This is a genomic window from Pseudophaeobacter profundi (assembly GCF_029697505.1).
In the GTDB taxonomy this organism is placed as follows: domain Bacteria; phylum Pseudomonadota; class Alphaproteobacteria; order Rhodobacterales; family Rhodobacteraceae; genus Pseudophaeobacter; species Pseudophaeobacter profundi.
The window spans coordinates 1-334 of record NZ_JARJEF010000140.1; the positions used below are offsets into that span (position 1 = coordinate 1).

A 334-nucleotide genomic window follows, 5' to 3' on the forward strand; every position below is an offset into this window, starting at 1 on the left:
TCGGTGCGGACATTCTTGAGCGTGCGCATCCGGAAGTGCGTCGCACCCATCCAGGCTTTGATTGTGCCGAACGGGTGCTCTACGGTTGAGCGACGCAGCGCCATCAATGTCGGGTCTCGGCTCATGCGGTCGCGCATCTCGTCGATCAGGTGCTCGTGTTCCCATCGGGTGATCCGGCGCTCTTTCCCGGTGGTGCAGCGCGCTTTGACCGGACAGTGTTGATTGTCACTGAGAACTGACCCGGTATTTTCACCGAGATTTGACCCACCTTCAGTTATGCGCTGTAGTTTATGATGTGGTCAATGTTGCGGTCTCCTTTCCTGTTTTCTTTGCA

The 334-nt window shown here is 56.3% G+C and carries 1 pseudogene; it reads right to left on the reverse strand.

The window, feature by feature from the left end:
* Positions 1 to 221 (reverse strand): annotated as a pseudogene (locus tag P2081_RS20560) (transposase); the annotation flags it as partial.
* Positions 222 to 334 lie beyond the last annotated feature (113 nt).